Annotated in this window: 20 protein-coding genes and 1 pseudogene; 10 read left to right on the top strand and 11 right to left on the bottom strand. The window is 63.2% G+C overall.

The annotated features are described in order from the left end of the window. The first annotated feature begins 344 nt into the window (after positions 1 to 344). Positions 345 to 966: pseudogene (locus MOX02_RS33015) on the top strand (5-formyltetrahydrofolate cyclo-ligase). Positions 967 to 1,658: 692 nt separating this feature from the next. On the opposite strand, the gene MOX02_RS25900 reads toward MOX02_RS33015, so the two are convergent. Continuing rightward, positions 1,659 to 2,798 (bottom strand): HPP family protein, encoded by a 1,140-nt coding sequence (locus MOX02_RS25900; RefSeq protein WP_170267995.1) that lies wholly within the window; start codon positions 2,796 to 2,798, stop codon positions 1,659 to 1,661. A gap of 188 nt (positions 2,799 to 2,986) precedes the next feature. Here MOX02_RS25900 and MOX02_RS25895 point away from each other — a divergent pair, with 188 nt between their 5' ends. Next, positions 2,987 to 3,301 carry a hypothetical protein gene (locus MOX02_RS25895; RefSeq protein ID WP_147028699.1) on the top strand — a complete coding sequence of 105 codons (315 nt, stop codon included), beginning with the start codon at positions 2,987 to 2,989 and terminating at the stop codon, positions 3,299 to 3,301. 736 nt (positions 3,302 to 4,037) lie between these two features. Here MOX02_RS25895 and MOX02_RS25890 read toward each other — a convergent pair. Then, complete coding sequence (locus MOX02_RS25890) at positions 4,038 to 5,093, bottom strand: alpha/beta fold hydrolase (protein ID WP_147028698.1); 1,056 nt, start codon at positions 5,091 to 5,093, stop codon at positions 4,038 to 4,040. A 162-nt stretch (positions 5,094 to 5,255) separates the two neighbouring features. Between MOX02_RS25890 and MOX02_RS25885 the strand changes: the two genes are divergently transcribed. The 4 genes from MOX02_RS25885 (at position 5,256) to MOX02_RS25875 (ending at position 7,493) form a co-directional block, all read left to right on the top strand. Next, positions 5,256 to 5,573 (top strand): hypothetical protein, encoded by a 318-nt coding sequence (locus MOX02_RS25885; protein ID WP_147028697.1) that lies wholly within the window; start codon positions 5,256 to 5,258, stop codon positions 5,571 to 5,573. Between the two features lie 165 nt (positions 5,574 to 5,738). Then, positions 5,739 to 6,227 (top strand): YciE/YciF ferroxidase family protein, encoded by a 489-nt coding sequence (locus MOX02_RS25880; RefSeq protein WP_147028696.1) that lies wholly within the window; start codon positions 5,739 to 5,741, stop codon positions 6,225 to 6,227. Between the two features lie 597 nt (positions 6,228 to 6,824). Continuing rightward, positions 6,825 to 6,956, top strand: a complete 132-nt coding sequence (locus tag MOX02_RS32750) for a hypothetical protein (protein ID WP_280525356.1) — start codon at positions 6,825 to 6,827, stop codon at positions 6,954 to 6,956. A 174-nt stretch (positions 6,957 to 7,130) separates the two neighbouring features. After that, entirely contained in the window at positions 7,131 to 7,493 is a 363-nt protein-coding gene (locus MOX02_RS25875; RefSeq protein WP_147028695.1) for a hypothetical protein, read from the top strand. A gap of 373 nt (positions 7,494 to 7,866) precedes the next feature. Here MOX02_RS25875 and MOX02_RS25870 read toward each other — a convergent pair whose 3' ends face one another. From MOX02_RS25870 to MOX02_RS25845, 6 genes are all read right to left on the bottom strand, one after another. Further along, on the bottom strand, positions 7,867 to 8,823 hold the full coding sequence (locus tag MOX02_RS25870; RefSeq protein ID WP_147028694.1) for a hypothetical protein: 957 nt from the start codon (positions 8,821 to 8,823) through the stop codon (positions 7,867 to 7,869). A gap of 165 nt (positions 8,824 to 8,988) precedes the next feature. Further along, a complete protein-coding gene (locus MOX02_RS25865) occupies positions 8,989 to 9,207 on the bottom strand; it encodes a hypothetical protein (protein WP_147028693.1) in 219 nt (72 codons plus the stop codon). A gap of 134 nt (positions 9,208 to 9,341) precedes the next feature. After that, positions 9,342 to 10,343, bottom strand: coding sequence for a hypothetical protein (locus MOX02_RS25860; protein ID WP_147028692.1), 1,002 nt, complete (start codon positions 10,341 to 10,343; stop codon positions 9,342 to 9,344). A gap of 56 nt (positions 10,344 to 10,399) precedes the next feature. Further along, positions 10,400 to 10,627: a helix-turn-helix transcriptional regulator gene (locus MOX02_RS33010; RefSeq protein WP_170267994.1), complete on the bottom strand. Its 228-nt coding sequence runs from the start codon at positions 10,625 to 10,627 to the stop codon at positions 10,400 to 10,402. Between the two features lie 527 nt (positions 10,628 to 11,154). Further along, positions 11,155 to 11,388, bottom strand: coding sequence for a helix-turn-helix transcriptional regulator (locus MOX02_RS33005; RefSeq protein WP_147028690.1), 234 nt, complete (start codon positions 11,386 to 11,388; stop codon positions 11,155 to 11,157). A 260-nt stretch (positions 11,389 to 11,648) separates the two neighbouring features. After that, positions 11,649 to 12,800, bottom strand: coding sequence for a tyrosine-type recombinase/integrase (locus MOX02_RS25845; protein ID WP_147028689.1), 1,152 nt, complete (start codon positions 12,798 to 12,800; stop codon positions 11,649 to 11,651). Between the two features lie 533 nt (positions 12,801 to 13,333). Here MOX02_RS25845 and MOX02_RS25840 point away from each other — a divergent pair. Next, positions 13,334 to 13,483, top strand: coding sequence for a YjiS-like domain-containing protein (locus MOX02_RS25840; RefSeq protein WP_147028688.1), 150 nt, complete (start codon positions 13,334 to 13,336; stop codon positions 13,481 to 13,483). A 22-nt stretch (positions 13,484 to 13,505) separates the two neighbouring features. Here the strand turns inward: MOX02_RS25840 and MOX02_RS25835 are convergent, their stop codons facing one another. Beyond that, the gene (locus MOX02_RS25835) at positions 13,506 to 14,453 is read right to left on the bottom strand and encodes a pseudouridine-5'-phosphate glycosidase (RefSeq protein WP_147028700.1); all 948 of its coding nucleotides are present in this window, start codon (positions 14,451 to 14,453) and stop codon (positions 13,506 to 13,508) included. Positions 14,454 to 14,552: 99 nt separating this feature from the next. Here MOX02_RS25835 and MOX02_RS25830 point away from each other — a divergent pair, with 99 nt between their 5' ends. Continuing rightward, positions 14,553 to 15,092: a hypothetical protein gene (locus tag MOX02_RS25830; protein WP_147028687.1), complete on the top strand. Its 540-nt coding sequence runs from the start codon at positions 14,553 to 14,555 to the stop codon at positions 15,090 to 15,092. Between the two features lie 257 nt (positions 15,093 to 15,349). Here the strand turns inward: MOX02_RS25830 and MOX02_RS25825 are convergent, their stop codons facing one another. Both MOX02_RS25825 and MOX02_RS31565 read right to left on the bottom strand, forming a co-directional pair. Beyond that, complete coding sequence (locus MOX02_RS25825) at positions 15,350 to 16,408, bottom strand: HAD family hydrolase (RefSeq protein WP_147028686.1); 1,059 nt, start codon at positions 16,406 to 16,408, stop codon at positions 15,350 to 15,352. 892 nt (positions 16,409 to 17,300) lie between these two features. Next, positions 17,301 to 17,513 carry a hypothetical protein gene (locus tag MOX02_RS31565; protein ID WP_170267993.1) on the bottom strand — a complete coding sequence of 71 codons (213 nt, stop codon included), beginning with the start codon at positions 17,511 to 17,513 and terminating at the stop codon, positions 17,301 to 17,303. A 1,063-nt stretch (positions 17,514 to 18,576) separates the two neighbouring features. Here MOX02_RS31565 and MOX02_RS25815 point away from each other — a divergent pair. Together MOX02_RS25815 and MOX02_RS25810 are read left to right on the top strand one after the other, a co-directional pair. Further along, positions 18,577 to 19,449 (top strand): outer membrane protein, encoded by an 873-nt coding sequence (locus tag MOX02_RS25815; protein ID WP_147028685.1) that lies wholly within the window; start codon positions 18,577 to 18,579, stop codon positions 19,447 to 19,449. Between the two features lie 729 nt (positions 19,450 to 20,178). Next, complete coding sequence (locus MOX02_RS25810) at positions 20,179 to 21,192, top strand: SphA family protein (RefSeq protein ID WP_147028684.1); 1,014 nt, start codon at positions 20,179 to 20,181, stop codon at positions 21,190 to 21,192. The last annotated feature ends 506 nt before the right edge of the window (positions 21,193 to 21,698 follow it).

Raw genomic sequence — 21,698 nt, 5'->3', positions numbered from 1 at the left:
TAAATCTACCTCGACCTGACGAGCAGGCTGTCCTTGAGCAGGTGGGGCAGCTGACGGACCTTGGAGCGGTGACGTGGGATGTTGCGGCACGCTCTGCTGGGACGAGCGCGGTTCTCCGGTGGTGGTCGAGCGCGGAGGCGTGGGCGGGCCCGGCAGCCCAACCTGGGCGACGCCTGGATTGTCGCTGCCGGTAGATGGCCTTGGTCGGGCGGAGTGGCGTCATGGGCACTCAGACGAGGAAACCTGAGAACGATCCTTACCAGCCTGTCGAGGATCCAGCGGCGTTCGGCACCTACAGTTCGCCGCCCTGTTTCATGCACGAACTCGATCCGAGTTTCGTCGGCATGCCTGAAGGATCCGAGCGGGCAGGGGACTCTCCGCTACCTGCCGGCAGCCTCGATTGGCCAGCGATCCGGCAGTGGCGGAAGGAGACACGCGCGCAACTGATCGAGCGCCGGCTTCAGATCGGGTCCGCGGAGCGCGCGGACTGGAGCGGACGGATCGACAAGGCACTGGCGGAGGCACTCTCCTCGGCCTCGGGTCAGCTCGTCGGCTTCTACTGGCCATTCAGAGGGGAGTACGATGCACGCACGCTCCTCACCGGCTCTGCGCACGCGCGGGGTGCGCCTCGCGCTTCCCGTGGTGGTGGCAAAAGCGCAGCCACTCCAGTTTCGTGAATGGTGGCCGGGTGTGGCGATGTCCCGGGGCGTCTGGAACATCCCGATCCCAGCTGAGGGCGAGCCGCTACTCCCTGATATCCTGCTCGCGCCGCTCGTCGGCTTTGACGTCTCCGGGTTCCGGCTGGGCTACGGCGGGGGCTTTTATGACCGGACGATCGCGGCGATGCCATCGAAGCCACAGACGATCGGCGTCGGCTTTGAACTGTCGCGCCTGGACACCATCCATCCGCAGCCGCACGACATGCGGATGGACCTCATCATCACCGAGCGAGCCTCAACCCCGTAGCGCTCCACCTAAATTTCTACTTCGGAGACGCGATCAGGATCGGCTGAGCAACAACATCGGGCGCAGTGATGAACAGCTAACCTTGGCCGGTGGCGGTCCGCCTGCTTGATGATTTCGAACTGTGGGTGAGCGGACATCTGGCGCGGTTTAGCTGAACGCCTCAGATTGACTTTGAGTGAACTCAAGGTCCGTGTGTCGAATATGTCCGCTTCGAAGCGGAAGCAGACGCCGCATGGAGGCCACCACGTCCGCACCGAGCGCACAGATGGGCTGAAGTCCGGCGGCCTCAACCGGCTTGGCCTGCTTCGGTTGATGCCAGCATCAACATATGCAGCCATCGGCATTCGAAGGGTTGCCACGTTTGTACGGACTAGCCCTCTCACGTCCGGAAGCCCGCATTGACGGGTTCTCCAGAGGAAGCCGGCCTATTCCGATTTCGGCTTGCGAAGAAGGTAGACCTGCCACGTCAGCATCATGCTCGACGCCATCAAGGCCGCGTGCAGCAGGTGAAGAAGAGGTCCATCTTGCATCGGCTCGCTCCTGCGGACGTGACGCTGCCAGGAAAGCGAGAGCTCTGGCAACATCCGGGCCAACGCCCAGGGTGATCTGCCGCGCGAGCCTTCTACATCCAGCGGTTATGCCGAAGGGCCGACCCTTCGGATCGGCTGATAAGATCGGGCCGGGGCGATTGCCTATGCGGGGCCAGGCTCGGAAAGCGCGAAAGCCTTGGCCGAGAGCAGGCGCGTGACGGTCGCGAGGAGGTCAGTCTGGGTGATGATCCCCAGGATGCGCCGCTCCTCGTCCACGACGATCACGGCATGGGTGCGGCCGTCGGTCAGCGAGGACGCCAGCGCGACCACCGGTTCATGCGGTCCGGCCGTTTGCGCCTCCGACATCACCTGCGCGATGCCCACCTCGCCATGCAGCGTCAGCTCGCGGAGACCGAGCGTGCCCGCTAGCCGACCGGCCCTGTCCACCACGGGCAGCGTCCGGATGTTGTGCGCGATCAGGAGCTCTCGCGCCCGCTCAGCGCTGCCGTCCAGCCCGATGGTGACCACATCGCGCGACATGATCTCGCCGCAGGTGAGGTCGCCCTGCGAGCGCACGAGCGCGTGGTGTTCGACCTGCTGCAGGAGGCGGTCCAGGTCGGCCCGATCGATGTCCAGCGTCTCGTGCAACGCGACCAGGGCGGCATCGACGTCCTCCGGCTTGAAGCCGACGCGGAGCGGCGGGGGCAGATCAGCGGTGCCATGGGTGTTGACCGGCGCTGCGACCGGGACATGCGGGTAGTTGCGTCGCGCGATCTTGTGGAAGGTGATGCCGAGGGCGACCAGGATGACCGAGTTCACGCAGACAGGGAACAGCGGGAACAGGAAGCCGGCGGACGTGACGGCTGGGCCTCCGATCAGCGCCGTCAAGGCGGCCGCACCACCGGGCGGATGAAGGCACCGGGTGAACGACATCGCGGCGATGGCTAGCGAGACGCCGACGCCGATCGCCACCACAGGGTCCGGGATGAAGCGGGCGGCCAGCACGCCCACGAAGGCCGAGATCGTGTTGCCGCCGATGATGGGCCAGGGCTGGGCCAGGGGACTCGCCGGCACGGCGAACAACAGAACGGCCGAGGCGCCCATCGGCGCAACGATCAGCGGGATGTCGGGTCCCTGGCCGAAGACCAAGCCGCAGATCAGGCCGGTGAGCGTGATGCCGGCGAGCGCACCCAGGCAGGCGATGAGGCGCTCGCGCAGGGTCGCGCCCGCCAGGATCGGCCTGAACAGGCGAAACCCGGCTGACTTTCCGCTCTGTTGTTTCGGGCTGACGGAGTCGGACATCTTCGCGCGTCCCTCGCTTGCCCGAACCGCCGTCCGAGGTGCCCGTTCAACGGGCAGATGCTCCGATGGCCGGCGCGGGGCACTGGTATACCAAGCCTCCGTTTACGAGCCGCGGCCGAAATTGCAACGTGCTGAGGCACGCTGCCTAGCAGCGAGGCAATCAGGCTCGGGCCCTTCGCCGGAGAACCATGAAGGACATCGTTGCCACCGCGCTGCTCACGGTCGCTGCGGTGCTCGGCTGCGTTCGCTTCGTGGAGATGTTCGCTGACAGGCGGAGCGTGACCACCTGGGATCAGGTCACTACCACGGTCGGGGTGACGGCATTCCTGACCGCGAGCGGGCTGACGCTCGAACGCGGCGGGATCGCGGCCGCCGCGCTGCTGCTGCTGCTCGCGTGGCTGGTTCATGACATGGTGCGACGTCACAGCCCGTCCAAGCGGACCCTCGCGGCCTGCACATGGCTCAGCATGGCGTCGCTGCTCGTCTACATCGCCCTGGACTGAGGCTGACAGCTCTATCTCGGATGTCGCCAGTCGAGCAGCATCGACCGGACGTGGGAAGCATGCAGCAGTCGCGGACACGCGACGGGTCCAGGTCGTAGGTCGCCTACCGCCCAGACCCGCGGCGTACCGGCGTTGTCGGACACACCGCTATCACCGGAGCCCTCTTGTTGAACGCTTCTGTGCCGCGTCTGACCTGACCAGCTAGTTTTGGACCGGGCTGATTGCGAGGATCAGCCAGGATGGAAGGAGCTGGAGATGAGGAGAGGGCAAGGCCGAGTGCCGAGCAGGTGGTGCTGACGTTGCGCCAGATCGAGGTGGAGTCGGAGGTTAGGAGGTAACGCAACTCGGATCTAAGTTCAGCCTTGAGCCGGTGTCCGCTTCGGAGATGTCGCTGAGGGCCACCGATTGGCCGAGATGGGCGCAAAGCGGAACGTCGGCTTTCGGGGAAAGCACCAGCTTCTGCTTGCGACGCGCCTCTGATGCTGAGCTTCCAACCTCGGCGGCCTCCTGTTTGAACTGCCACGCCACGAGTTACCCGCTCGCTCGTACGTGCAATGGATTGCACGGAAAGGTGACATCCCCGGCCTAAGGGTAGGTCGCGATAAGAAAGTGTTATCGGAGGTAAGATCAGCTCTCCGGTCTGAGAGCCACCGGCCGAGGGGCGGCAGGGCCCGTGCAGACACGAGGGTAATGAGAAGCATGTCATCTGCCGGGCGGGTTCGGTCCGGCTCGCAGATCAAGGGGTGCCTTCAAGCGGCGCGCTCGCCCAAGCGAGGATCCTCGGCCAGAGGTGCTCATGCGCAATCGGCGCGACCAACGGCCCGAGATGCTGCAGCAGTGGACCGCGATCACCCTCGTAGGTGAGCACCTCGGCAGGCGCGTCCGGGGCTGCATCGAGACCGCGCAACAGCGAGGCCGGCGGCACGACCTGCCCCGCAGGGTTGATCACCGCCATGACGGGCGCACGTAGAGCGGTCAGCCCGGTGCGCCGGCCGCCGACCTCGAGCGTACCCAGGCGAAAACGGTCCTCGCGGTAGAGCTGCTCGAGGACATCCTCGAAGAGCTGACCCGGCAGTGGGAACTCGTCGAGGGCCCAACGTGCCACATGGGTGTGAACAGCCAGGGCGAGCGGGTCGGACAGGCTCGCGGCGTGATCCAGAGGTGGCTGCAGCTGAAAGGCGTGCGGCGCAGCCCCGAGGCTCAGCGCGTTGATCACAGACCCGGGCACCGGGCTGCCGGCGATCGCCCGGATGGCGCCCGCGTGCGGGATCAGCCGCACAGCCTGCGCCAGAGGCCCGCCGTCCGCGCCGAAGGCGAGCGGAGCGTCCACCAGGATGAGGCCGGCGACCTGCTCCGGATGAAGCGCGGCAAAGACCGCCGCGAAGGTGCCACCCAGCGAGTGGCCGGCGATCAGCGCCCGGGAGACGCCTGTCTCAGCCTCGATTACCGCGAGAGCAGCGGTTGGCAGGTGGTCGGCGTAGTCAGCAAGGCTCCAGCCGTTGTCCTGCTCGCCGGGGATCCGCCAGTCGAGGAGATAGACGCGCAGGCCTCGCGCCCGGCAGCGCCGGACGACGCTGACCTGTGCGAGCAGGTCCCAGATGTAGGCGCGCTTGAACGGTGCCGGGACAATCAGCAGAACAGGCCCGGTGCCCTGGTCCGGATCCTGGTAGGCCCGCAGGCGAGCGGCGGGCCAGTCCGCTGCGAGACGCCACGCCGCCTCCTGCGGACCGAAGCCGAACGCCTCGAGCATCTGCCCGGCCTGCCGGTGCATCTCGTCGAGCCACGCACTCACGCAGAGATCCTCGCTGGCGCTGCACGCGCGTTGTCTCTCGTCCAGCTGTTGAGGCCGGCCATGGCATCGCGGAGCAGCCCGCCGTACCGGGCAAGGAAACCCTCCATCTGGTTCGAGGTTGCGCGTCGCGCCGCCCTCGCTCTGCCGGGCGTGGAGGAGAGGGTGAGCCCGACCGGACCGGTGTTCCGGATAGGCCGACGGCGCCTGGCTTGGCTCGATGAGGATGGTGTCTCGCTGCTGGTCCCCATCGGGGCTGACGAGGGCGAGATGCTGAGCGAGGCCGAACCCAGAACGTTTTCCATGGCGGGCCAGACGGGCGGATGTCCGTTGCTTCGGGTCCATCTTGCCTTCGTGGCGGAGGCCAGCCTCAGGCGCATCCTAGAGCAGGCTTGGCGCGACCGCGCGTCGAAGCAGCTGCAGCTCTTAGCAGCCCGCGCATCAGGAGGTGATCCAGAGCTCAGTGAAGCCGAGGAGCTCTGATGGTGGATCCGCGTCACGTCACGGCCGAGTATGGCCCGAGGTGACGTTTGCACCATCATGGCGCCACGGCAGCAGGAGCAGCAGCCTGGCTTAGGGCTCTGGAACGAAGGCCCGGAAGGCTAGTTGGCCGAGCAGGTGCTACGCCCTGTTCAGAGGATGCTCACGATGGCCGGCAAGGACCTCAAGGCTCTCTTCCTGCACCAGCTGAAGGACACCTACTTCGCCGAGAACGCCATCCTGAAAGCCCTGCCCAAGATGATGGAGGCGGCCCGCTCCAGTGAGCTGAAGGTCGCGTTCGGCGTGCACCAGAAGGAGACCGAGGAGCAGGTGAAGCGCCTCGAGCAGGTGTTCAAGAGCCTCGGGGAGAAGCCCGAGGGTGTCACCTGCCAGGCGATCCAAGGCATCATCGCCGAGGGCCAGGAGGTGATGGACGAGTTCGGCGGCAGTGATGCAGGCGACGCTGGCCTCATCGCGGCGGCGCAGGCGGTGGAGCACTACGAAATTACCCGCTACGGCACGCTGATCGCCTGGGCGAAGCAGCTGGGGCAGAGCGAGGCGGAAGGGCTTCTGAAGCAGACCCTGATGGAGGAGGAGAACACGGACGGCGTGCTCTCGGATCTCGCCGAGGAGGCCATCAACCCCAAGGCAGCCTGAGCACCCTCGATCCGGACTGCACCTCGATGTCGCGCCTGCTTGGCGGACCTGCGTGCTGGTGCCGGGCGCATGAGCCCCGGTGGCTGTCCCGGGACGTGCGGATCTTCGGGCAGGATGCGGCCTGTTATCCTTCCCTCTAAGCTGCTGTGTTGCCTCCAGAACCTGCCAGCGATCACGCGCTCGCTGCAGGGCGTCACGGCCACCGTTCTCGCTGTCCTGAAACCTGTCCTTGGACACTGTGTTCATCCGCGATGGACAGCCAAGCTACGCTGTGGGCGGGACAGCTCCGGACAGCTGAAGGACATCATACTGGATACTAGCGGCCGCGATGTAGGATGCGGGCCAGTTGCTCCAGTCCAGAGGAACCACTGTGCCGCCAACCTTGGCCTAGAGTGCCAGTCGCAAAGTATTAGTACAGCAGGGTAGGTTTCGGGTGCCCCGCGGACCTGGCTAGGATGCTCGTACGCTCGCTAACGCAGGGCATCTCGCGCGATGTGCACCTCGGCCCCTTGTCCCATCCTGCAGCGCTTGGTTGATCTACGGGAGGACGAGCGGCTTCAGCGGGGCGAACCTGATCGAGAAGCTGTCTTCCTGAGGATGGCAGAGCTTGAGGCGGAGGCCCTGGAGGTCTGCTCGGAGAACCGGACCCTGCGTGCGATCCGTGCCGCTCTCGCCCTGGTGGACCTCGACTTCCTTCGGCCTGCATCGGTCGCGCGGCTGATCGGCTAGCCTGGTAGCGTCTCTCTGACCAGCTGAAGCGAGCCGGTACCGCTGGTCCTCTGTGGCCGGGGCAGGCCGACAGCTGGCTCCATTCAGTCGGTTCAAACCCTGCCCTGGGATTGTGCCGAACCATCCGGCACGAGCCGCATTTCTCCCCGCACGAGCCGAAGGGGAGGGTAAGGCATGAAGCGATTGCTGCTGATCACCACAGCTCTGTGTGCCGTCGTCGGAGCGCTGGTATTCACGCGCTCATCCAATCAGTCAGACAGCCTGATCGCGGTCACCACCTCGCCATCGATGACAACCAGCTCCAGCGGACCGACAGAAGCGCCAAGGCAAGCGGAGCAAGCCGCTCCGGTGGCTGCGTTCCCATCCTTCCTGCAGCTGTCTACGTCCACCGCGGGTCTGCAGGAGGCCAACTCTGGTCAGAGCATTCCTGTGATCGGCGCGCCGGGGCTCTTGGCCTTCGAGCAGGCTGGCACGCCAGACTATCAGCCAGACATTCCGACTGGTGGGATCAAGCCGACGAAGAAGCAGCGACATTGAGTGGCTCCGGGAGCGGAGTGTAGGTGCTCACGAGATCCTCGGGAAATCGCTGCGGAGGCGCGCACTGGCGGTGCAATTAATTGCACAGCTGCACGTATGGTCGCTCCGAAGTTCTCAGCTTCGACGCGGAGCAACACGAGTGCAGAGCGCAGCGCGGGTCAGATTTCGGTCTCGATTTTCGCGTCCGCCGCCTCTCCAAGGGCGGAGCTTCTGCGTTTCGCTAGGAAGGCCATACAGCCGTGCCGTCACGCTCTAGCTACTCCGACACTAAGAAGCCGCTCTTGCCGCTCCTGAGCCCTAGAAATCGATTGCAGCGAGCATCCATCAACCCACCTTCGTAAATCCTCTCCGGAGCTTCCGAGCCTCGGCTCCCCTAGAGATCTGCCATGATCTCCTCAAGGGTCGCTATCGGCTCAGGCTTGGGCTCCGGCTTCTTGGGGGGAAGGAGTGCGGTCTGCTTTATTGCGGCGAGGGCTGGCCCTCCGCATGCTTTCGGCGCCGGTGCTTTGAAGTTCGCCGCCACACCCGCGAACTTGAGGACGAACCCGATGTCGGGCTTCTGCGGGACAGCGAACGCGCCTGCGTCGCTACGCGCCTTATCGATGAAATCCAGCCATGCCGCTACGACCTTCGTGATCGTCTGTTCCGTGGTCCCAGGCGGCAGCTTGTTTCTCAGCTGCTTGAGCTGCCCCAACTCCTTCTGGGTCGGGCCAACACAAGCGTCCTTCGGGTAGGCCTGTGCCACCGCGATCCGCCAAGTTTCCCATAGGGGGTTCGTGAGCTTCGTGGGCTTCTTGCCGGTCTCCCCTTTCCCCGCGGACGCAGCACTTGCTGTCTTACCACCGGTCTGCCCCGAGGATGGGGGGCTATGGGGGGAAATCTTCATGTTCTTCGGGACAGGCTTCTTATCGCCTTTTTGAACCTCACCCGAAAACCCTTCTGAGAAATCTGACGCGCAATCTAAGGGCCCTGTAGTATCTTCGTTAGAAGATACGTAAGGGTTCTTAGAAGAGATACCAACCATATGATCTAGGGGTGTGTGGGATTCCACCAACCCGGGATCCTTGTCGGACCCGGGAAGCAGCACCATGGCTTTGGGTAGAAGCCGGTAGTGCATGTAGGCCATTCGCCCACCCCACTTGTGCTGGGAAGTCTCGACCAAGCCTTCGGCCTTCAGACACTGAAGAGCGCTGCGAAGCTGCCAGTCCGACATCCGGCACTCCTGGGCAAGTTGGGAGCGTGGCTTGGCGCGCCGCTCTATCCCGTGCTTGACGAGCGGCTTCCCCTTCACCCACCACCAGGTTAGCCGGTCCAGGACGATGGCGGCCATGTGATCACCGCAGAGATCATACCGCCGCGCGTGAGGAGAAGGTGAGGGGTGAGTAGCGGATGGCTTCGTCATCGGTTCGGTCACCATTGGCAGAAATGAAGAGGGCAGGGGTAGCGGGGGATGTGCCGACCAGTCCGACCGTCGCAGGAAGGCGGCCAACCAAGCTCAGGGTGTCCGGCTGCGCGCCTGACGCTGAGCAAGCGAAGCCTCAGCCTCGGACCGACGATACTTCATCCAGTGGCCGTGCTTGACGCGCTGCGGAGTTCGCCCCGCCGCGTTCAGGCGCCAGACTTGCCGCACAGAGAGGTTCGCCATCGCAGCGAACTGCTTGATGGTGATGAAACCCAGCATGGCCGTGTTGGCCTGAGCTGAGGCGAGAGCCATCTCTTGATCGAGGACGCGAAGCAGCGTTCGCGGACGACACGGTCCACGTGACATGTCACACTTCCAAGAAATTAATTGCAGGCTTGCAGAGCCCGGCAAGCACGATACGCACAGAGCCAGGCAGTAAATTCGGATCAGCCCGTAAAATTAGAAAGTTTTATTGTGAGCTTTATCATATAACGCCTCTTACTCTTGCTAGATCGCGGCCTCTCAATGGTGTATTCCCACTGATCTTCCTGATCGGCAGAAACGATCTTTTTACCCGATCTTTCTGTGCGTATGCCCATGGAGGTACCACTCAGATAGATATTTGCTTTATGAGCAGCGCTGATTTTCTTGCACTCCTCCCGCAAAGCATCCGACAGGACCTTAAGTGTCTCATCTGCCTTTGTGCCCATGCTGCATAACCCCATGTTCACGAACGTTCTATGGAAACTCACCAGATCCTGCTGGTGCAAAGCGGGGAGGTGATAGGAGTGCTTTGTCTCCGTCGACCGGTCCAATACGATCCTCAATTGCCGTCCTACGACGGCGTGCTTCACCACCTCCACGGGAAGTGGTAGCTCGGGGGCAAGCTTCTCGAATTCGAAGCTGCCGAAAAAGTTCGTGACGTCGAGGGAAGCCACGTAGGTGAAGCCCGACGTCAGCAGGGCCCTGGTGCGGGTGATGGCCTTGTAATGTCCCTGGAGCTGGAACGGCCGGGGATGGTGGTAGCCCCCCATCACGCCGTTGATGCTGTGTTGCCGGGCCCGGTGTTCCAGACCGAAGTTGTAGATCGCTCTGACCCCGCCCGACGGCTTAAGCCGCGCTCTGACGCTGACCTTCTCCCGACTCTGACCCCACGGCACCGGCCCAGCTGCAAGCTTCAGGCAGCGGTCGAGGGTGGCCCGTCTCTGGAGTGGCAGACGGGCATTGGCCGCGATCAGTGAGGTCAGCCAGCTCTCCCGCCGGCTGAGGAGAAGCTTGCGGGCTGTCTTCTCCCCGATCTTGTCCCCCGCCGCGACGTTGTCGGTCAGAAGCACCCTCGCCGTGTTGGTGAGGACGCGCGCCGTCTCAATCTCTTGGCACATCTTCTTCGCGACATTCTGCGGGAGGGCGTGCTTGAACGTGACGCCGTTAATCTTGGCGACCAGCATGAGATGTCCTCTCGAGCGGGAGGTCGGGAATAGGTCAGCGGTTTGAGCGCGAGTTGCTATTCAGCGAAACGGAAGGTGAGAGCACATACCTTTCGGCGAGCCAGCCAAGCTTCAGCTTCGCTGCGACGGTACTTCAACTTGCGGCCATGCTTGACGCGTCCAGGAGCTTGCCCAGCCGCGTTCAAGCGCCGGACTTGGCGAACAGACAGACCCGTCATGACAGCAAACTGCTGAATGGTGATGAGACCCTGCTCCGCCGTATTGACCTCCGCCGAAGCGAGCATGACCTCTAGATTGAGGGCGCGAAGCAGCGTTCGCGGAGTACGTGGTCCACGTGACATGTGCTAAACCTGTGCAATTAATTGCGCATGCAAGAGTGTCACCGACCCAGCGGCTTCTCGCATTGGCCAGCCCCCAGGCCGGCGACGTACTCTGCCCCCTAGAGATGCGAGTTTCTAGCGCCGCCTATGCGCTGTAAGGCAGTATCCTGCCAAAACTTATTCGTATCTCTAATGCGTCACCCAGCTTATCTAGCCCTCTCCTATCGTTAAAATAATGTATTATAGTGTTTTCTAGATCTTCCTCTCGAAGGAAAAAGCCATCCCTCACTTGAAGTCCCCTGTTGACCTCATCCTTTTCGCGCCTGCATCTAGTCCACCCATTCTGGTGCGCCAGATAGTCCCTGATCACGCCTTCTACCCCCCGCATTACTTCGGATGATGTTCTCACACTATAAGCTGTGCCCTTATCAACGGGCACCTCATTTTTCCTTCTAGACATTGAGCGTCCTCCTTGCTGGTGTAGCCGAGATTTAGGCATGACGCTGGGAGAGCTGCGGGACCGTCTCCCGTGTGGCTAGCCAGCGGTTGATACTCGCTAGTCGGTATCGAACTTTCCGCCCGATCGTGATGCGGGGAGGCCCAGTCCGCTCAAGATGCCAGCGGTCGAGTGTCCGTGGAGACACATCTAGCAGCTTGGCAGCGGCCACTCGCGTCAAGAGGTCCGAGTTGAACGAAGAATTTCTATTCAGGTGGTCTATCGTCATCACGGCTCGCTCCAGCGCCCGTCTACAGGACACCATCGAACCGTGAGCGCAGGAGGCCGGTTCGATGGCGAAACACCACCGAGACCCAACCTCCTTGTCGGGACATGACCGCAGAAATACACCAATCAACGCTTGCGTCAAGCAGAAATCGCATATTTTACTTAGAGTTCATGCAATCGACCGAACTGTAATCAAGGTTGCTGCAATTAATTGCAATGGCAAAGCTTGCCGCCAGCTGCAAGAACACACGATTTAATGTGCTAACTGGCTCCGCGCCGCTCCCAAAGCATTCCAACTTGGTCAGTGGCGCCGCGCAAGGCTTCGTCGAGTAGATGAGCGTAGCGGTGAGTAGTTTGCGCTTGCGTGTGCCCTAGCAAGGCCCCAATGACCGGAAGCGAGTGTCCAGCCGACGCAAGATAGGACGCGAAGCTGTGCCGGAGGTCATGAAGACGGATGTCTTCGAGCCCCGCCTGCCGGCAGATGCTCGCCCATGCCTTCTTGATGTCTCCGAGCGGCTTCCCGGCAACCTTGCCCGGGAACAGCCATCTGCCCTGGCTTGAGCCCTTCATGTTCGTGAGGAGCTCCAGAGCCGCGGCGGAGAGCGGCACACGGTGTTCGCGGGCCTGTTTCACGGAGGCGGCGGGCTTGATCCAGATGCCGGCCTTTAGGTTGAACTGGTCCCACGTGGCTGACAGCACCTCCATGCGGCGAGATCCCGTCAGCAGCAGGAGCCGAATGGCGTTGGCGACCTGCTGGTTGGGGTAGAGATCGAGCGCCTCCTGCAGCCTCTGAAGCTCGTCCGCGGACAGGTAGCGGGTTCGCATCCGCTCTGGGTTCCGCTCGATGCCAGTGACCGGGTTCTCCTTGGTCAGCTCCCATTTCACGGCGAGCGAGAACATTTTCGAGAGCAGGGCAACCAGGCGGTTGGCGCGGTAGGGGGCACGAGCCGACACCTCACGGTGCAGGGCCTCTATGTCCGTGTGGCGGATGGCCGTGACTTTCTCGCGGCCCCAGCGCGGGAGGATGACGTTGCGGATGAAGACGCGGTCATCCCGCTGTGAATTGGGCCGCTTCTTCGGCAGGTGCCGCTCCTCGTAGAGGGCACATAGCTCAGCGATCGTCGCGGTTTCGCGCTCCTCGGAGCGCTTGGCCATCGGGTCTTCGCCCCGATCGATCTGCCGCTTGAGCCCCTCAGCCTCCTTGCGGGCAGCCGTGGCGGACCACTCTGGATAGCTCCCGATCGTGTAGCGCCGCTCACGGCCCGCGATGCGGTAGTTGAGGATGAAGGACTTGGCTCCCGCCGCAGTTATGCGGACGCCGAAGCCCTTCAACTCGGTGTCGTAGGTGATGCGGTTGCCGCGCTCAGGGGAGGGGAGGGACTTGACCAGCGTTTCCGTGATCCGAGCTGCCATGGCACTGGTGTCCGCACTGTGTCCGCACACAGAAGAGCAACAGATGAGCACAGATGGCTGGACGTGTCTACGATTGGCAACCGTAAGTCGTTGAACTTAAACGATGCCATACCTAAGCATCTGATGCTGCTAGGGCCTGAAAGCTGCAGCCCTACTTCCTTTTAATCTGTAGGTCCTGGGTTCGAGTCCCAGCGCGCTCACCACTCACTTCAATGATTTAGCGTTAGATTTCGAGCATCGGGTGCGCCCAAACTTCGATGCGGGTAACGCCACGGGTAACGACAACCCAAGCCGTTTTCGGAGAGCCTCTGCTTCTCCGGAGATGTTCTCGGTCAGAGCACCCGGCGGCGGATCGCTTCGCCCGGTGGAGGGGGGCCAAGCGCGCCAGAACCAGGAGCCCCCACCTCCGACAGCGCTCCGCAGGATTTGGCGGGCGTTGTTCACGGCGCCCGCGAGCGCCAGTATGACCAGCCTCACGGAAGAGTCCTTACGCTTCATGCATCTCTGCGGCCCCTGGGTCCGGAGATCACACCATGCTGGCCTCAATCATCCGCGCCGCTCGCCTCCGGCGCCAACGGCGCAGAGCCTATCAGGAGCTCGCCGCACTCGACGACCGCTTGCTCGAGGACATCGGCCTGTGCCGCTACGAGCTCGTCGAACACTGCGCCCGCCTCTGGAGATGAGGGATGCCTGCGGTTCAGCAGGTCATGCCGCCGCGTGATCCGGAGGAGAGTTGGTCGATGTGATCTGCAGTGCCACAGCGAGGCGGGCGGCAAGCTCCGCGTTGTTCTTCACGAGGGCGATGTTGGTGGCGAGGCTGCGGCCGCCTGTCACCGCCAGGATGCGGGCGAGCAGGAAGGGCGTCACGGCCTTGCCTGAGACCCCGGCCGCATCAGCCTGCGCCAGGGCCGCCTCGATCAGCCCGGCGATCTCCGCGGCGGGGATCTCGTCGGCCTGCGGCACTGGGTTCGCAATGAGGACGCCGCCGCCCAAGCCCAGCGCTTCCTTAGTCCTGACCAGCTCGGCCACCGCCTCCGGCGTGTCGAGCCGCAGCGGTGATGTCAGTCCGCTGTCGCGGCTCCAGAAGGCAGGGAAGCGATCGGTGCCGTAGCCCACCACCGGAACGCCGCGCGTCTCCAGGTACTCCAGGGTGCGGGGTAGATCGAGGATCGCCTTGGCGCCGGCGCAGACGACCGCCACGGGCGTGCGCGCGAGTTCATCGAGGTCTGCCGAGATATCGAGCGTCGCCTCTACACCGCGATGGACGCCGCCGATGCCGCCCGTGGCGAACACGCGGATACCGGCCAGGTGCGCGCAGATCATGGTCGCGGCGACCGTGGTGGAGCCGTGCCGCTTGGCGGCAACGGCGTAGGGCAGATCGGCCCGGCTCAGCTTCAGCACATCCGTTGCTATGCCGAGCCAGTCCAGAACCTCATCGGGCAGACCCACGCGGATGCGGCCGCCGATGACCGCGACGGTGGCTGGCGTTGCCCCGTTCTCGCGCACCACGGCCTCCACATCGCGCGCCGTCTCGACGTTCTGCGGATAGGGCATGCCGTGGGTGATGATCGTGGATTCGAGCGCCACGACGGGGGCGCGGGCGTCGAGGGCCGCCCGCACATCCGAGGCGAGATCGATGAGTGGGTGAGGCATGGCGGTGGCTCCGCAGAGACAGCCCGGATGAGGTAGCTTCTCCCGAGCCAACGTCTTCGGGTCCGAGATGGACCTGCAATCTCACACAGGGCAGCAGCCGTGACCTACACAGGCCCCCACATCATTCTCGATGCGGTGACCTATCGCACGCTCGGCCGCGGCGAAGCCGGGCGCATCGTGACCATCCGCGAGGTCGCCTATCAGGGCGTCATGGAGCGGCGCTCGGACGGCTTCACCGTCCTGTCAGTTCTCAAGCCCGGTGCCTCGCGGACCTTCAGCATCGAAGTTGGCGCTGTGCTGTCTATGTCGGCGCACGGGCGAGTTTGGAACCCCGAGACGCAGGAGCGCCGCTGGCGCCTGCGCGCGGAGGAACTGCGTGCCTTTGTGGAGGAGCGCGAGGTCGCGGCCTGGGCGCAGCCCTACTTCGATCCGGCCCGTGACAAGCATCACCTCAAGCAACCGGCGAGCAAGGTGGACCGACGTCCCTCCAACCCTGCGGAGCGCGCAGCCTCAAGCTACAGGCGTGCCGGAGGCCGACGCTTGGACGAGGAACCCACCGCCGATCCGCTGCGAGGGACCAAGAACGCGAAGCCCGGCGTCCTCGGAAGACTGTGGCGGGGTTTGCTGAGGAAGCCTTGATGTTCGGCCTTTCGCGCCCTCTCGTCAGCGGCGTGAGCCTCTCTTCCACTTTGTGTCACGAGCGGAAGGCAGCCCGCGGCCGGCAACCAGATCTTCTGCTCAGCGCCCATTTCGGTCATCCATTCGCTTCGGACGACACTCCCGAAGCGGGCGTTCGATGGCTGGGCGTTATGGAAGCTCCCGGCCGATGTGAGGCATCGGACCGGGTCAGGTACCATGATCGGAGGTGGCCGAAATCCAGCAGGCTGTTTTCCGCCTCATGCCTCAAAGGCAAAGACGCGGTCCCAGTCGTTCTTCATGCTGATCACCGTCCAGCCCTGCTCTCGCGCCTCGTCGTAGAGCGCCGGGGTGAAGGTGCCAATCTTGCTGTCGGGCAGGCCGGCCGCCGGACCGTAGGCATATTCGCGCGAGGCATCGTCGTGGAGCACCAGCATTGCTAAGAGGTCACCCTGGCCGGCGCGCGTGTATTCCAGCATCTCACGGTCACCAACGGAGTTGCCGAAGGCTGCGATGGGACGTCGGCCAATCATGAGGTGAATACCTTCGACCTTGCCGGCCTTGTCGTCGTTGAGCAGCAGCTTCGGCTCCTTGGTCAGGAGCGGCTTGCCATCCCGGCCGTAGCCGAACTTCGTTGTGCCCGCGGTTCCCACCACCTGTTCGGGGGGGACGCCATAGGTTTTCGCTGCATAGACGCGCACGAAGTCCTGTCCGCCGCCGGTGACGATGTAGGTCTTGAAGGCATTGCTTTGTAGGTAGCGCAGGACCTCCTGCATCGGCTGAAAGGTCAGCTCGGTATAGGGGCGGTTCCAGCGTGGATGCCTGGCGGTCTCGAGCCATCTCGACACCTCGGACTGGAATTCCTCCACCGTCATACCTGTAAGAGTGGCGGCGAGGATCGTCTCGAGATCCCGCAAGGGCAGTTGTGCCATAGCCTCGCGGTTGCCGGACAGCACCGTCTTGAACGGCTCAACGTTCCGCAGCTCCGGCTTTATCTCGACCACGGCCGGGACGCGCTCCAGGCAGTAGACGACCTGCGTGTACATCGGCTGCTCGACCCAGAGGGTGCCGTCCTGGTCGAACACGGCGATCCGTTCGTCCGGAGCCACGTAGGTCGGGCTCGCCCGTTCGGTCGTGGCGCGCACGAAATCGAAGATCGCCTGCTTCGCCGGACCTTCGCGCCAAGACGGCAGCACGTCGCCCGGTGCTGTTGTCTGTGCGGTAACGGCGACGGTGGTTCCCGGCAGGGCCGGCAGCAGGGCTAGGGTCGACAGCAACGTGCGTCGGTTGATGTCGATTGGGCTTCGAACTCGCCTCATGTCTGCCTCCTCCTGTGGTTTGGACGAGTCTTTCGGTGCCGGATGTTGGACCCCTGAGCTCGGCCGAGAAGGCCCCTGTGTTCCGGCGCGGCGGAAACTCGATGAAAGGCGTTGAACTGAGGCTATAACCGGATAACAGAAAGACGATCGGCTCTTGCGGTCGTGAGTCAGGCGAAAACAATGAGGTGAATTTCGGCAAAACGAATCGTTTTACTATAATATTCGATATTCACTGCAAGCCAATCGGTGATTTGAGAAAAATCCAAGATTTACAAATCAATCCAATAGACCTCGCGTACGAAGTGTCTCGCCAAGAACACTCTGCTGTTCGCTGGTTTGGCGTCTCAGAAGCCAATTCAGGGTTGCTGGACGTTCACAATGATGCCGCCGGTAAGCATCAGGAGGACGACTGTTTATGGCCGGCAGGAATGCTCACGATGAGCAGTACACGTTCGAAGAGGTTATGGTGTTTCCGCCGTTTTCCTGCGAGTTCCAAAATCCTGGAGACACTGGTGAGTTAGGTGGGGCAGCGAAATAGTAGTTTCTCGTATCGAAGCCCTGCGATCCGTCCCTCTTGGTGTAGGTCCGGAACAGCTGCAGGGTGCATCTGTAATACGGCTTATTATCGGGATTTATCACCAGTAAAGGATAGAAGGGCGTCGGCGACGGTAGATACCACACAAAGTAGGGCGCAGCTTGCGCGGGGACGCAAAGCGCAGGCACGTAAAACAACGTCATGAAGTACCGCGCACCCCTCGCGAGCATGCGGACACCCTTTCATAATCGAGGAGAATTCAATCAGGCCACGATCGTAAAACGTCCTGCGCAATCTTTCGGGCTGTCCCAAGAGAGAGCATTTCTGAATTTCGCTGAAGCAGGCAAGTCCTTCACGTCAGTAATGTTTGGTTTTCGCGTCGGCCATGGCAGAAATCATGCCGTTGGGTGGCTCGTTTGAATCTGCCAAGGGAAGGCGCGTGGCCATGCCCGCGGTCCTATCGGTTCTGCCAAACTCGGCGATGAACCAGAATGCGGGCCTGGTTCGCACCATCACCGTCGCTCGCCATTCCAGTAGCCCCCGCAGCGCCATGTGCCAGAGCTGGCCCAAGCCCCCGTCCCGTAGTCGCCCCGGAGACGACCGACCACGTCGGCGCGATCGAGGCCACGCATCATGCTGCCCCGAACCGCGCCGCTCGGCTGGACACGGCCCGAGATCGTGAAGTCGCCTCCGCCGGCGTAGGAGATCCGCCCACCCCGAACTCCGAGCCCCAGCCCGGCCAGACCGTAATCGTAGCCTGGGTACCAGCCGCGCCTGTAGCCGTGGCCTCGCCCATAGCCATAGCGGCCGACCCCGCCGTAGACCCCGCGATAGCCGCCGACTGCCGCGCCGCGGTAGGCCCCGAAGCCGCCTGGGTAGACGCCCGCTGCGGCTCCAGGATAACCGCCGCGGTAGCCGCCCGCAAAGCCGCCGACTCGCGCGCCGTCCAGGCCGGTGCCACATCGGATCTCAGCGGGCGGCAGCATACCGTGTCTGGGTGAGGCAGCTTGACCGAATGGGACATCGGTCCGGTTTCGGCTTGAGAGCGTACTGTATGTCTGATCCAGTTGGGCTTTCGAGTTGTGAAATGGGGGCATACGTCCGGTTTCAGACCGGTCCTCCTACCGCCACGTCTCCGCCTGATTTCAACATCACCCAGTTCGAGGGTGAGCAACATGCCTTCCCGATCGTTCTCACCTAAGTTGCCGGCCGGAGATCGACCCCAGCTGTATCTCCGGCCGGACTGCCTTTGCAGTTGCCTGAAGCATTTTAGCGCCTTCTCGATGCACGAAAGGCGAACGATTCTCGTTTGCGCAACGCTCATGTAATAGTAACTCAAATGCCAAACTTGCCGGCTGGGGCCATGGCTTGCAAACTGCGGCATCAAGCTTTCCCGACTGGTCCTCTGGATTGCTGATAGCAACCTCGCCCTGCGAGCTCTATGGTTCGCAGGGTTTTTCGCGGTGTGGACTTGCGAGTCGCCTGCCACCCTTTCGCAACACGAAAGTGGGGGCGCCTTTACTCAAGTGGCCGTACGGGTTTTACCAAAGCCGGCGGGTTGCGCTGCGACACTAGGCAGCCAGTGCGAGCACCGGAAGGTTGGCCGGACTTCCAACAAGGAAGCGAGGACCACATGATCAGAAAATTGCTTCTCACCAGCACGGCCACGGCAGCCCTGACGGGTGCTGCCGCCGCCGCCGACCTCCCCCGCCGCGAAGCTCCGCCGCCCGTGTTCACGCCGGTCCCGGTCTTCACCTGGACCGGTTTCTACGCCGGTTTCAACGCAGGTTACGCGTTCGACGCCAGTTCGCGCAGAAATGGCCCCTTCATTGTGAACCTGCCCGCCGGCAGCCCGCTGGTCGTCGGGCCGCTTGCCCCCTCGCAGGTCGTATTCGGCGGCCGCAACTCCCTCGATGGCTTCTCGGGCGGCGGTCAGATCGGCTACAACTACCAGTTCACGCCGGGGTCAGGCGCGGTGGTCGGCATCGAGGCTGACGCGCAGTACGTCGACTTCGGCCGCAACCGCAACCGCTTCCTGCTCACCCCCGGCTTCGCACCGGCTCCCAACATCGCGTTTGTCAACCCGATCGGCTTGGCCAGCCTCGACTTCTTCGGCACGGTCCGCGGCCGCCTCGGCTATGCCTGGGATCGCACGCTGATCTACGGCACCGGCGGCTTCGCCTACGGCTCGGGCAGCGATGAGACCCGCTTCGGCGGCTTCCGCGGCAACGATGACTTCCGCACCGGCTGGACCGCCGGCGGTGGCGTCGAGTACGCGCTGTCGGCCGACAGCTTCCTGAACTTCTTCCGTGCTTCCGCCGTGACGTTCCGGGTGGAAGGTCTGTACGTGAACCTAGAGCGCAACAACCGCAACAACGGTGTGTTCGCGTTTAACACCGCGACGGGTACGACTGCCGTCCTGGCGCCGGGCGTCATCGCGCGCAACAACCCGATCGAGTTCGCGGTGGTGCGGGCTGGCGTGAACTATAAGTTCGGCACGTACTAATCGCGGCAGCGACACCTCAGTTTGGCCGAGCACCCATGCATCCGATCAACTGGCCGCTTCGTCAAACGGCGCCTCGGGAGAAATCCCGGGGCGCTTTTTTGTGTCTGGGAAGTCCGAAATCCCCACGACGGCTCAGCCCGAAGCGGTCTTCTCGACCGGCCTGACGGGGCTTGCCCGAGCGGAATGAACCAGCCTGTGCGCATCTGGGAAGGTCGAAGCCACCGCGTCCCGCGACCGTGCGGGTTCGTTGCACCCAGTGAGAGCCTCTGCATCCGTGCAGAGGGCTTCCTCCGCGCAATGGATGCAAGCAGGAGGGCGTTTGCCGATCCAGGGGGTGGGCAACCGAGGCGGTACGGCCGCTTCCAGTATTGAGATTTGTCCTGGCATCTACTGGTGCCGGCACGCAAGTGATTTCACTGGTTCAGTACCTTACGGAGGCCAACGAGCCCGATCAAAGGTGTCTCCGAGCGAAGAGGCGCCAATCGTGTGGGCCCATCCGAGACGCGTCGGCCCGCTACCGCGCCCGCCACTGTTTCACGGCAGTTCACCACGTCCTCGCAGGCTAGAGGGCTGCCAAGCCGTCCCCTCGCGCACGCCTGCGTAAGTAAAATGACGTTGCCTTGTTGCCACAACGGCGACTAACGTACGTTATCGTGCGGCATTAACCCTTGATACTCTTCTGTTTACGTGAAAGCGTGGCCGTATCCGCTTGTTGCTGGAGGCGTGGCCATGGAGCGAGCTTGGCGAACACTCGCAACGACAGTTCTCTGCGCCGTGGGGCTACAAGCCGCGGTGGATGCACAGGCTGCCGAATATGCGCAGGGCATCTACGTGCTGGGCACTCGCGGCCCGCTCGCCGGCGTGACGCCGCCTCCCGGCTTCTACTTCGAGAGCGAGACCTACTACTACTCGGGCAATCTCGGCGGAAACCGTGTCTTCCAGGGCGGCGGCGTCGTCGCCGCAAACGTCAAGCTCGACTTCAGCGCGAACTTCGCGACGCCCATCTGGGTAACCCCAGTCGAAATCCTCGGCGGTAATCTCGGCTTCTCCCTGACCATCCCGTTCGGCACGCCCAACGTCAGCGCCGGGGCAGTCCTCGCTTCACCGCGCATCGATCGCATCATCGCCGGGCGAGAGCACGATGCCATCTTCAACGTTGGCGACATCTATCTCGCCTCGTTCGTCGGCTGGCACGCCGGCAACTTTCACTGGAGCGGCACGCTCCTCGGCGTCGTGCCGTCCGGCTCCTTCCAGAATGGGCAGCTGTCCAACATCGCACTCAATCGCCCGGCGCTCGATCTCAGCGGCGCACTCACATACCTCGATCCCGAATTGGGATACGAGCTCTCGGTTGTGCCGGGCATCACCTTCAACTGGATCAACCCGGCGACCCAGTACCTCACCGGCACCGAGTTCCACCTGGAATGGTCGGCTTCAAAGTACCTGAGCAAGGAGTTGTCAGTGGGCTTGGTCGGCTACTACTACAACCAGCTCACCGGCGACAGCGGACCCGGCGACCGGATCGGCCCGTTCAGGGGGCGGGTCACGTCGCTCGGCGGTCAGGTCGGCTACACGTTCAAGCTGGGCGAGATCCCGGTCTCCACCAATGTCCGGTTTTTTCGCGAGTTTGACGTCCGGAACCGGTTCACCGGCACAGCGACTTACCTTTCGATCTCGGCCCCGCTCTGGGTCGCACCGCCGAAGCCGGTGGCCGAGGCCAAGCCGCTCGTCACGAAGAACTGAGCGGCTCTCCTTCTCGGCCCTTTAGGTCAAATCGTCCCTCGCTCCTGTCGAGGGCGCCCGCTCAAACCGCAGGATCCGTGCGGCTACGAGCCGTACAGTCCTATGATCCGGGCCTCTGCAACGACCGCTTCGGAGATGTCGCCGAAGTCCGCTGAATGGCAGCAATGGGCGCATAGCTGCCGATCGAAGGTGACCGAAAGCTGCCGGTCTACTTTTGTTACTCAGGCGACTGCATCAATGCGATCTCTTTCGGGCCGCCGCAGCGTGTGGGTTGAAGCTTCCCGTAGGCGCATAGTGGGGCTGCCCACCCTCATTTCGGCACGCGCCGGGGCGGCTGCATCGTACGGCTGGCGGGGCTACTACGCCTACGCGGCTTATTACGGCGGCTATCGTCGCGCCTACTGGCGTCCGTACCGGTGGGGCTATCCTCGGGTCTATTACCGCCGAGCCTACTGGTACTGAGGCGCGCTGGATGGCAGCTGACGATCCGCTGTGGCCCCAGCTAC

This window comes from Methylobacterium oxalidis (assembly GCF_007992195.1).
Taxonomy (GTDB): domain Bacteria; phylum Pseudomonadota; class Alphaproteobacteria; order Rhizobiales; family Beijerinckiaceae; genus Methylobacterium; species Methylobacterium oxalidis.
This window is presented reverse-complemented; position numbering and strand designations above follow the sequence as displayed.

Coding starts and splice junctions, on each gene's coding strand:
- MOX02_RS25900 (WP_170267995.1), bottom strand. CDS start 2,798: ATGTCCGACTCCGTCAGCCCGAAACAACAGAGCGGAAAGTCAGCCGGG.
- MOX02_RS25895 (WP_147028699.1), top strand. CDS start 2,987: ATGAAGGACATCGTTGCCACCGCGCTGCTCACGGTCGCTGCGGTGCTC.
- MOX02_RS25880 (WP_147028696.1), top strand. CDS start 5,739: ATGGCCGGCAAGGACCTCAAGGCTCTCTTCCTGCACCAGCTGAAGGAC.
- MOX02_RS32750 (WP_280525356.1), top strand. CDS start 6,825: ATGGCAGAGCTTGAGGCGGAGGCCCTGGAGGTCTGCTCGGAGAACCGG.
- MOX02_RS25875 (WP_147028695.1), top strand. CDS start 7,131: ATGAAGCGATTGCTGCTGATCACCACAGCTCTGTGTGCCGTCGTCGGA.
- MOX02_RS25870 (WP_147028694.1), bottom strand. CDS start 8,823: ATGGCCGCCATCGTCCTGGACCGGCTAACCTGGTGGTGGGTGAAGGGG.
- MOX02_RS25865 (WP_147028693.1), bottom strand. CDS start 9,207: ATGGCTCTCGCCTCAGCTCAGGCCAACACGGCCATGCTGGGTTTCATC.
- MOX02_RS25860 (WP_147028692.1), bottom strand. CDS start 10,343: ATGCTGGTCGCCAAGATTAACGGCGTCACGTTCAAGCACGCCCTCCCG.
- MOX02_RS33010 (WP_170267994.1), bottom strand. CDS start 10,627: ATGCTCGCTTCGGCGGAGGTCAATACGGCGGAGCAGGGTCTCATCACC.
- MOX02_RS33005 (WP_147028690.1), bottom strand. CDS start 11,388: ATGACGATAGACCACCTGAATAGAAATTCTTCGTTCAACTCGGACCTC.
- MOX02_RS25845 (WP_147028689.1), bottom strand. CDS start 12,800: ATGGCAGCTCGGATCACGGAAACGCTGGTCAAGTCCCTCCCCTCCCCT.
- MOX02_RS25840 (WP_147028688.1), top strand. CDS start 13,334: ATGCTGGCCTCAATCATCCGCGCCGCTCGCCTCCGGCGCCAACGGCGC.
- MOX02_RS25835 (WP_147028700.1), bottom strand. CDS start 14,453: ATGCCTCACCCACTCATCGATCTCGCCTCGGATGTGCGGGCGGCCCTC.
- MOX02_RS25825 (WP_147028686.1), bottom strand. CDS start 16,408: ATGAGGCGAGTTCGAAGCCCAATCGACATCAACCGACGCACGTTGCTG.
- MOX02_RS25815 (WP_147028685.1), top strand. CDS start 18,577: ATGATCAGAAAATTGCTTCTCACCAGCACGGCCACGGCAGCCCTGACG.
- MOX02_RS25810 (WP_147028684.1), top strand. CDS start 20,179: ATGGAGCGAGCTTGGCGAACACTCGCAACGACAGTTCTCTGCGCCGTG.